Origin of the sequence: Streptomyces sp. MBT53 (assembly GCF_016654115.1) — a bacterium.
Taxonomy (GTDB): Bacteria; Actinomycetota; Actinomycetes; order Streptomycetales; family Streptomycetaceae; genus Streptomyces.
The window spans coordinates 1-9,657 of sequence record NZ_JAEQAZ010000273.1; the positions used below are offsets into that span (position 1 = coordinate 1).

Annotated in this window: 6 protein-coding genes; 2 read left to right on the forward strand and 4 right to left on the reverse strand. The window is 70.2% G+C overall.

Going from position 1 to position 9,657, the window contains the following annotated elements:
• Window positions 1-486 precede the first annotated feature (486 nt).
• From JHN45_RS47535 to JHN45_RS53755, 3 genes are all read right to left on the reverse strand, one after another.
• A complete protein-coding gene (locus JHN45_RS47535; protein WP_307783403.1) occupies window positions 487-1,971 on the reverse strand; it encodes a glycoside hydrolase family 16 protein in 1,485 nt (494 codons plus the stop codon).
• A gap of 171 nt (window positions 1,972-2,142) precedes the next feature.
• Entirely contained in the window at window positions 2,143-3,255 is a 1,113-nt protein-coding gene (locus JHN45_RS47540) for a hypothetical protein (RefSeq protein WP_236584888.1), read from the reverse strand.
• Window positions 3,174-3,773 carry a hypothetical protein gene (locus JHN45_RS53755; RefSeq protein ID WP_236584889.1) on the reverse strand — a complete coding sequence of 200 codons (600 nt, stop codon included), beginning with the start codon at window positions 3,771-3,773 and terminating at the stop codon, window positions 3,174-3,176. The genes JHN45_RS47540 and JHN45_RS53755 overlap by 82 nt, the downstream gene beginning before the upstream one ends.
• Window positions 3,774-3,999: 226 nt before the next feature.
• On the opposite strand from JHN45_RS53755, the gene JHN45_RS47545 reads away from it, so the two are divergent.
• Window positions 4,000-5,313, forward strand: coding sequence for an acyltransferase (locus JHN45_RS47545; RefSeq protein ID WP_201055648.1), 1,314 nt, complete (start codon window positions 4,000-4,002; stop codon window positions 5,311-5,313).
• 479 nt (window positions 5,314-5,792) lie between these two features.
• On the opposite strand, the gene JHN45_RS47550 is transcribed toward JHN45_RS47545, so the two are convergent.
• Window positions 5,793-8,174 carry an endonuclease/exonuclease/phosphatase family protein gene (locus JHN45_RS47550; protein ID WP_201055652.1) on the reverse strand — a complete coding sequence of 794 codons (2,382 nt, stop codon included), beginning with the start codon at window positions 8,172-8,174 and terminating at the stop codon, window positions 5,793-5,795.
• A gap of 399 nt (window positions 8,175-8,573) precedes the next feature.
• Between JHN45_RS47550 and JHN45_RS47555 the strand changes: the two genes are divergently transcribed.
• Window positions 8,574-9,657: beta-ketoacyl synthase N-terminal-like domain-containing protein (locus tag JHN45_RS47555; protein ID WP_268982483.1), on the forward strand; the 1,084-nt coding region annotated here is incomplete at its 3' end.

Consider the following 9,657-nt stretch of genomic DNA (forward strand, 5'->3'; position numbering starts at 1 on the left):
CACGCTCGGCCGGGCCGCGTGGTCGGCCGCGGTCGCCGGCAGTGCCGCCGCGCCGACGAGAGCGCCGGCAGCCAGCGCGGCTGCGGCCAGACGACGGACGGACACGGAAGGTGAAGAGGTCACGGGTTCCCCCAGCATGGTGCGGGCACCTCCCTGGCATACGGCTACGGCCGTACCCCGGGCTGTGCGGTGTGCGGGTGGCGGCCTGTTGGCCGCACACCCACACCTTCTCCGCCGCACCGACGGGATATGAGCGATACGTGAATCGCGTTACGAGTCGGTCGCATTTCCGTGATTGTCGCCTGTACCGTCCATTTATGCGCGTGATGCACCAGGTTGACGCCCCGAGTTGTTGGGGGCGCTGACCCGAGGTCCGTGATCGCCAGGGTGCGCCACCCCAGGTCCACCGGAGGCGTCACCCGAAAGTGGGTAACGGCCGGGGTATCGATTCCCGTGCGTAGTGCGGGGAGTTCTACGTCCGCTCGGTCATTGGTAGTAGCAGGTCTTCGCCGTTCCTGACGCCGGGTCGCCGAAGACCGCGTTGGTGCACGGGGTGCCGCCCGTGAAGGTGCCGTAGAAGTACTGGCCGCCCGTCCCGTACGCCACCTCGTGGGTGCCGGAGAAGGTGCAAGTCCCGTTCTCCGCCGCGCAGTTGGTCCACGTGGTGAAGGACGGTGGGGCGCCGATCAGGTAGCAGGACTTGGCGGTGCCCGGGATCGGGTCGCCAAAGACGGCGTTGGTGCACGGGGTGCCCGCCGGGAGCGTGGCGTAGCGGTACGCACCGGCGGCGCCGTACGCGACCGTCATCACGCCGGAGAAGGAACAGGTGTTGTTCTCCGACGCGCACGGGGACCAGATGTCGGCCGTCGGGGGTGCTGTCTCCGCGTAGCAGGACTTCACCACTCCGATCGTCGGGTCGCCGAACACCGCGGTGGTGCACGGTGTCGAGCCGGTCGCCGTCGTGTAGTTGAAGCGGCCGTTCGCGCCGAAGGCGACGGCCGATGTGCCGTTGACCGCGCATGTTCCGTTCTCCGCCGCGCACTGGGTCCAAGTGCCGGGCAGGGCTTGGGTGGTGGAGCCCACGGCGCTTCCCGTTGTGGTGTACGCGGCCACGTAGTCGACGCTCAGTGTGCCGCCCGAGGACGTCGCGGCGCTCGGGCTGGTGCAGCCGCACGCCGCGTTGGGGAACGCGCCGCCCATGGCCAGGTCGAGGATGATCGACTGGTTGTGGTCGAAGGCTGCCTGCCAGGTGGCGGTGCCGACTTGGGCCTCGGTGACCGTGTAGTAGGCGCTGCCGTCCAGGTAGAAGGTGATCGTCTCCGCCGAGGTGTTCGTGCGGTCGAGGATCATCGAGTACGTGTGGAAGCCGCTCTGGCAGCCGGGGCAGGCACGCAGGCCGCTGCTGATTCCGGTGCCCTCGTTGCAGGGGCCGCCCGGGGAGGTGCCGCAGTGGATCGTGCCTGCCACGTCGGAGAGGGCGTTGACGTCCTCCATGATGTCGATCTCGCCGTTCTCCGGCCACTGGCCGGGGCCCAGCATCCAGAACGCCGGCCAGTAGCCCAACCCGCTTGCGGGGCTGGGCTGTTGGATGGACGCGGTGACTTCCAGCTGGCCGCCGGCCGGTGCGCCCACGTTCGCCGTCGGGGTCTGGATCCGGCCCGAGGTCCATGAACTGCCGGAGCCCAGCGCGGTGATGTCCAGGTTGCCGTTGCCGTCGAGGTGGGTGTTGGCGGTCGAGTCGGTCATCGTCTCGATCTCACCGGTGCCGAAGCTCGAACCCGGACCGGTGTCGAACTTCCAGTCGGCCGACGAAGGGGCCGATCCCGCCGACCCGTTGAAGTCGTCGCTGAAGACGGTCGACCAGCCGGAGGGTGCTCCGGGGGCGGCTGCCGTCGCGGGCTGGGCGGTCGTGGCGCCGTAGAGCAGCGCCACGACCGGGGTCAGGACCGCCAGCCAGATCACTTGCCGCACAGGCAAGGGTCGTCCGGTCGTACTGGTCTTCCGCAGTCTGAACATCGTCCGTGATCCGAACATGGTCCGGCCTTCCTCGTGAGACTCGTGAGGCTTGCGCAAATCGTGCGACCCGTGCGACCCGTGCGACTCGTGCGACTCGTGCGACTCGTGCGACTCGTGCGATGAGTGCTACTGCACGTAGCAGGACTTCGCGGTCCCGGAGATCGGGTCACCGAAGACCCCGTTGCTGCACCCGGTGGACCCGGACACGGACCGGTACACGTACCGCCCGGCCGCCCCGTACGCCACCTCGTGCGTGCCGGAGATGCTGCAAGTCCCGTTCTCCGCCGCGCAGTTGGTCCACGTGGTGAACGACGGCGGGGCGCCGATGAGGTAGCAGGACTTGGCGGTGCCGGAGGCCGGGTCGCCGAACACGGCGTTGGTGCACGCCGTACCGCCCGGCAGCGTCGCGTAGCTGAACGAACTGCCCGCGCCGTACGCCACCGTCATCACGCCGGAGAAGGCGCAGGTGCCGCCCTCGGCGGCGCAGGAGGTCCAGACGTCGGTCGCGGGCGGGGCCGTCTGGCCGTAGCAGGACTTGGCCGTGCCGGAGATCGGGTCGCCGAAGACCGCGTTGGTGCAGGGCGTGGAGGCGGTCTCCGTCGCGTAGTTGAACCTGCCGCTCGCGCCGTAGGCCACGGCGGTCGTGCCGCTGACCGCGCAGGTGCCGTTCTCGCTCGCGCACTGGGCCCAAGTCCCGGGCAGGGACTGGGCAGTTGAGCCGGTGCCGCCACCGCCACTGCTGCTGCCGGAGGTGAACGCCTGGAAGATGCGGGCGAAGTCGCCGGAGTTCTGGCTGACGCCGCTGCACGTGCTCTGGGCCGAAGTCGAGCCCGCGCAGCCGCCGTTGTCGCGGTTCTGCGACCAGTACGACGTCAGGGCGATGCCCCGCGAGGCGTCGAAGGCCTCCACGCTGCGGGCGTTGTCGAGGGTGAAGACCTCGCCGGCGCTGTCGTTCTGGCCGATCATCGGGGTGTTGCCGAGCTTGGCGTACGCGGCGGAGGTGGAGATGCCGAACGCGCTCGCGACCTGGCCCGCCGCCGCGTCCACCGACGTGTTGGCCGCGTTGCCCATGTCGGTGCCCGAGGAGCCGTAGTCCATGGTCATGAGGTTGACGACGTTCGGGGTGAAGCCGTTGGCGCGGGCGTTGTTCAACACGTTCACGCCGTCGCCCGAGAGGCCGCTGGGGAGGGCGGGGAGGGTGACGGAGATCGAGAGGCGCGGCCGTTGTTGGCGGCCCAACTCCGCACCTGGGCAAGGGCTTTGTCGCGGCGGTCGATGCCGGCGGAGTTGGTGAGGGAGGCCGACTCGATGTCGAAGTCGACGTGCGAGAGGTTGAAGGTGGTGATGACGCCCTCGATCTGCGCTGCCGCCGCCTCGGGGCTGGAGCAGGAGTCGCCGATCTCGGTGAGCGCGGTGTCGGAGGTGTAGCCGCCGAATGAGACGGAGACGTCGCCGCCCTGGCCGCGGATGCCGTCGATCTGGGACTGGAGGGCTGACTGACCCGGCACCTGCCACTGACAGCCGGGGCCGTCGACGAACGCGGCCGTGAAGTACTTGGTGCCGTAGTTGTTGGCCACGTCGGTGAGGGAAACGTTTCCCGAGCCCGCGTCGAAGTACGGGGCGAAGACGTGGGCAGGCCAGGCGTTGGGAGCCGAGGCCGCCGACGCGGGGGCCGCCGAGGTGAGCCCGGCGGCCGCGAGGGCGCCGGTCAGCAGGGCAGCGGAAAGAAGGGAGCGGGATCTCGATCGGGTGCGCATGCGGCGTCCTCCAGTGGGGAGTGAATCGATTCAATCCCTGATCAATATTGGTGCAGACCAATTCGATGTGTGGGCCCAGGGAAGCAGCGTTGACAGGGACCAGTCAAGGCAAGGGCGGGTCAAGAGAAACGGGGGCCGTGCGCGGATGTCGTGACGGGCACGGATTGGTTGCGGGAGAGCGCACGTCAGCCCCAACTGCCCTGCTCCCCCGGCACCATGGCGTCCCATGGGGGACTTGAGCGGGGACCGGGATCGCTACGTCGACTTCCTGCGGGCGTGGGCGATCGTGCTGGTGGTGTTCGGGCACTGGCTGATCACCGGGCTGGTGCGGGAGCCCAACGGGGCAATTGAGGTACCGGAGTTGCTCGCGACCGTGCCCTGGACCCAGTGGCTCACCCTGGGCTTCCAGATCATGCCGCTGTTCTTCCTGGCCGGCGGGCACGCGGCCGGTGGCTCCTGGGAGCGGGCGCGGACCGAGGGCCGTACCGCGACCGGATGGGTGGGGCAGCGAGCGCTACGGCTGCTCCTGCCGGCCGGGGTGTACAGCGGGCTGGTGCTGGTCGCCGTCGCGATCTGCGCGGCGGCCGGGGTGGACGCCGACACCCTCGCGCTCGTCGGGTGGGCGATGGCCATGCAGTTCTGGTTCCTGCCGGTGTATCTGCTGCTCAGCGCGGTAACTCCGGTGCTGCACACGGCACATCGGCGGTGGGGGCTGCGCGTGCCGGTGGTGATGGGGGCGGTCGCGCTCGTCGCCGACACGCTGGTGGTCACCGTGCACGCGCCCGGCGTCGGACTGCTGAACTACGTGCTCGTGTGGGGCGTCGCCTATCAACTGGGCTTCTGCTGGCGGGACAAGCTCCTCGCCGAGCGGTCCGCACTGCCCGTGTTCATGGCCGTGGGCGGTACGGTCGTCTTCGCCGCGCTGGTCTGGCTCGGGCCCTTCCCCGTGAGCCTGATCCTCGTCACCGGGCAGAGCCCCAGCAACACCAATCCCCCGTCGGCGGCCATGCTGGCGTGGGCGGTTGGGCAGGCCGGGCTGGCGCTGTTGCTCGCGCCCGCGCTGCGGCGGTTGCTGGAACGCGCTCAACTCTGGCGGCTGGTACGGCCGTTGGGCGGGGCCAGCATGACGCTCTACCTGTGGCACATGCTGCCGGTGCTCGTCGTCGCCGGTGCCTTCTATCTCACCGGGCTCGCACCGGAACCCGCTTACGGGTCGGGGAGTTGGTGGGTGTTGCGGGTCCCGTGGCTGGCTTTGCTCGGGGTCGTGCTGGTGGGGGTCGTAGGGGCGTTGCGGCCGTTGGAGCGCGGGCTGGCACAGGTCTACGAGTGGACGCGGCCGGGTGATCTCGCGCGCAGGCCTTGGGCGTTGTGGTTCGGGCTGGCGGCGAGTGTGAGTGCGCTGATCTGGTTCGCGGGGCATGGGTTCGCCTACGGCGGGCGGTTTCCGGTGCTGCCGGCGTTGGGGCTGGTGGTGGGGGTGGGGCTCGTCATGGCGACGGGGCGGAGTGTGGTGGACCGGGGTGTGCGGCTTGGCGTCTGAGGGGCTTGCGTTGGCTTGCGTTGGCTTGCGTTGGCTTGCGTTGGCTTGCGAGTGCGGGCACGTTGCGGCTGGTCGCGCAGTTCCCCGCGCCCCTTAGGGAGTTGCCCTGGCCGGCATCGAGAAGGCGCGCCCCTTAGGGGGGTGTCCTGGCCGGGATCGGGACGGCGCGCCCCTCAGGGAGGTTGCCCTGGCCTGGATCGCGAAGGCACACCCCTCAGGGGATTGCCCTGCCCGGGATCGCCAAGGCACACCCCTCAGGAGGGTTGCCCTGACCTGGAACGCGAAGGCACACCCCTCAGGAGGGTTGCCCTGACCTGGAACGCGAAGGCACACCCCTCAGGAGGGTTGCCCTGACCTGGATCGGGACGGCACGCCCCTTAGGGGATTGTCCCTGCCCGGCGCCGAGAGGTTGATGGGGCGGGGCGGCTTGCGCCGTCCCGCCCCATCAGCACCATCAGTCCCATCGGACGCCAACCGTGCTAGTGCCTACCGCACTTCGACACATCGATCCGGACGATCTGCGGGTCGTGGTCGCTCGCCTGGTCCGCGAACTCCGCGTTGATGTGGACGACGTCGTAGTTGAACGACGTCACCGCGGGGCTGGTCAGGATGTGGTCCAGGGTCTGGGAGTTGCCGTCGTAGACGTAGGTGTAGCGCTCGGCGGCGGGGAGGGTGGTGATCAGGGGCTTGAGGACCTTGTCGGCCGTCAGGGTGGTGACTGTCTGGGAGAACTCGTAGTCGTTCAGGTCGCCGAGGACGATCGCCTTGGCGTTCTTGTCCGCCGCGAGCAGGGACTTGACGAAGGTGTTGACCTCCGCCGCCTGGGCCGCGCGCTGGGTCTCGGAGCTGCGGGCCGGGGGCTGGTAGCGGCCGTGGATCGGCTGGTCGCCGCCCTTGGAGATGAAGTGGTTGGCGACGACGAAGACCTGCTCGCCCTGGAAGGTGAACTCACCGACCAACGGCTTGCGGCTGTCCTCCCAGGCCGCGTTGGTCGGGTCGATACGGCCCGGGGAGTAGGTGAGTTCGACGCCATGGCGGGTCTTCACCACGCTCGTGGCCGTCGTCGCGTCGCCGCCCTTGTGGTCGGTGAAGGAGACCCGCTTGGGGTTGAAGAGGAAGACCTGGCGGATGTTGCCGCCGGGCTCGCCGCCGTCCGCGTCGTTGGTCGGGGAGATGTAGCGCCACTTGTACGCCGGGCCGCCGGCCGCTCGGACCGCGTCCGTGAAGCGCTTCAGAGTGCCCTCGGCCGTCACCGTGCCGTCGTTGGTCGCGCCGTTGTCGTCCTGGATCTCCTCCAGGGCCACGATGTCAGGGGAGTTGAGGTTGACCGCGACGCCCTCGGCGAGCCGGTCGAACTTCTCCTGGGTGTCGAGCGCGTCCAGGTTCTCCACGTTGTACGTGGCGACCGCCAGCTCGTCCTTCTTCTGCTTGCGGGTCACTTCCTGCTTCAGGCCGTTGTCGACGAGGGTGCCGAGCTGGGTGGCCTGGACGTTGTAGCCGCCGTAGGTGGAGTAGTCCAGGGGGCCTGTCGTCACACCTGACAGCTCGTCACCGACGTTGGCCGCGGGGAAGGTTGACGTCGTGTCGAGCGACATCACCTCGATACGGCCGGTGTTGGGCTGGTCGTAGGAGGAGTACAGGGTGCCGCCGCGGGCCGTTGCGTTCTCGTCCGGCTTCACCGTGACCCACAGCTCGCCGTACGCGTCGCTCGCGCCGACCACGCGGGCGTCGGCGAACGTGACCCGCATGCCCTCCAGGGACTCGTAGAAGTCCTGGGCGTAGACGGTGGGTTGGAGCGGGAGGGACTCGATGCTGCCGCCGGACGCGGTGGGGATGTAGGCGTCGGGGACGGACGTGGCGTCCAGTGTGACGGCGGCCGGGAGGGCGTTGCCGCTGGAGAGGACCGTCGTCGTCGGGCCGGTGATCTCGGTGTTGGACTGGCTGGTGCTGCTCGGGTAGTACTCGCTGACCTTGCCGGTGACCAGGACCGAGTCGCCGACCGCCACCGTGGGCTTGGTGGAGCCGGTGTAGACGAAGACGGCCTCGCTGGTACGCGGGTCGGTGTCGGGGGTCGGGTCCTGGATCCAGTAGCCGAGCGAGCCGCTGGAGCGGACGCCGGTGACGATGCCGGGGACCCGGGTGACCGTCTGGCCGGAGTACGGCGAGAGGCGGGTCGTGCCCTGGATGTCGTGGACGCGGACGGTGCCGGGGTCGGTCGGCGAGCCGCCGTCGCCACCGCCGCCGTCGCCCGAACCGGGCGTCTGGCCCGCCGAGTTGACCGGGGAGGGGGTGGCGGCGGTGAAGTCGGCCGCGTTGTCGTCGGTGTCGGCGAGCGAGTCGGCGCGGGCGACCGCGGCCGTGTTGGAGGCGCCGGTGGCCGGGCCGCTGCCCTCGCGGACGACCGCGGTGCCGTAGCCCGTGAGGTCGACGATGCGGGTGTCGGCCGCGCAGTCCGCGGCGGTCTTGCAGGTGAGCGCGGTGGTGCCGGAGACCAGGGCGATCGTGCCGGTGGTGGCGCTCATGGCGATCGAGCCGCTGGCGTCGGTGGTCGGCAGCGCGGTGGTGCCGCCGCTGCCCGTCCCCTCGCCGACCAGGTAGCGGGCGCCGGGGGCGATCGCGCCGGTGAGGGCGGTGACCTGCCAGGTGGAGCCGGAGGACGGCGTACCGGGCAGGTACTGCACGCTGTAGCCCGACAGGTCGTAGGCCGTGGAACCGGCGTTGCCGAGTTCCACGAAGTCCCGGGTCAGGGTGGCTCCCGAGTTGCCTCCGCCGCCGTACACCTCGGCGATCACCGCCGCGGCCGACGGGGTGGCGTGCGCGGCGGGCAGGGCGGTGAAGGCGAACGCTCCCGCCGCGCCCACCGAGACGATCGAGTAGGCGGTGCGGCGGGCGCGGGGTCTGCGCCCTTCAGGTCTGGACACGCTGGCGGTCTCCTCGTACTTCGTGTAGCTGCCGATACCGGTGCCTGTGGGGAGTCGGCTCAAGTTACGCGCGTAGAAAGGGAGTTGCCAGAGGGCCTCGCGTTAAATCCAGGGAACAAGTGGGGGCGGGGACGGCGACCGCGGCCACGAAAGTGACCTTCCACACATAAGCCCGGTGATCGAATCCGGCAACTCGCCCCATTCCGGCCACCCTTGAGGGCTCCCAAGCCGTAAAAGGTTCACCATTCAACCGTGGCTTTTTCCGGTTTGGTCCAGTTCACTCGGGATCGTTTGCCGCGCACCATAAGTCCGTTCCGAGCACAGGGAGTGTGTAGAAGTATGTCCAATTCGCCCCATTCGTCGGAGATTCCGTTCGCGCCGCACCCGGTGAGCGCCGCCGAAGTCATCCCGGGCGATCTGATCGCCCTGACCCCGGACGACGCCGAACGCGACTGCTGGTACGTCGTGATGCACACGCTGCCCGAGACCCCGGCGACCATCCGGCTCGCGCTGCGTCCGCCGCTCGGCGGGGCCGACCGGGACGAGGTGCTCGGGCGGAACCTGCGCGTCACCGTCGCCTGCCACCGGATGGACGTCGGGGCGATCCCCCGCCTCGACTCCGACGACCTCGGGGCGGTCGAGTTCCGCGACGGCGACCGGGTGACCACCCTGCGGGTCGTCGACCCGCGCGCCGACGAGGTGTCGTACGCACGGCGTTGGGGTGTGTGGCACCGGGACCTCGACGGGGCGGCGGACGAGGTCGCGACCGATGCCGAGGTCCGCGGCTGGGGCGGTGCGGAGTCCGTCGTACGGCATCACGCGCGGCCGGAGCGGAATGCGGACGCGGTCGTGCGGGAGCCGCGGCGGGTGGTGGTCACCGGGCTCGGGGCCGTCACACCGCTCGGAGTCGGGGTCGGCGAGCTGTGGCGGGGGCTGCTCGACGGTCGGCACGGGATACGGGAACTGGACGGCGAGGAGTTCGCGGAGCTGCCCGTGCGGGTGGCCGGGACCGTACCCGTCGACCCGGCGGAGCTGCTGCCCCGGGCGGCGGCGCGGCGGATGAACCGGGCCGCGCAGTTCGCGGTGATCGCCGCGCGGGAGGCGTGGGGTGACGCCGGGTTCCTCGCGGGCGGCACCCGGGAGAGCGGGCTCGATCCGGAGCGGGTCGGGGTCAGTCTCGGGACGATCCTCGGGGACGCGTCCGTCCTGGTCGGCGGCGACCGCAAGCTGCGGGACAAGGGGCCGCGTGCCGTCTCCCCGCTCACCACCCCCATGACCGTGCCCTCGCAGGCCGCTTCCCAGGTCTCCCTCGACCTGCACATCACCGGCGAGGCCCGCACGGTCACCGCCGCGTGCGCCTCCGGCACCGAGGCGATCGGGGCGGCCGTACCGTATGCGGTCGACGGCCGCCCCGATCGCCTCG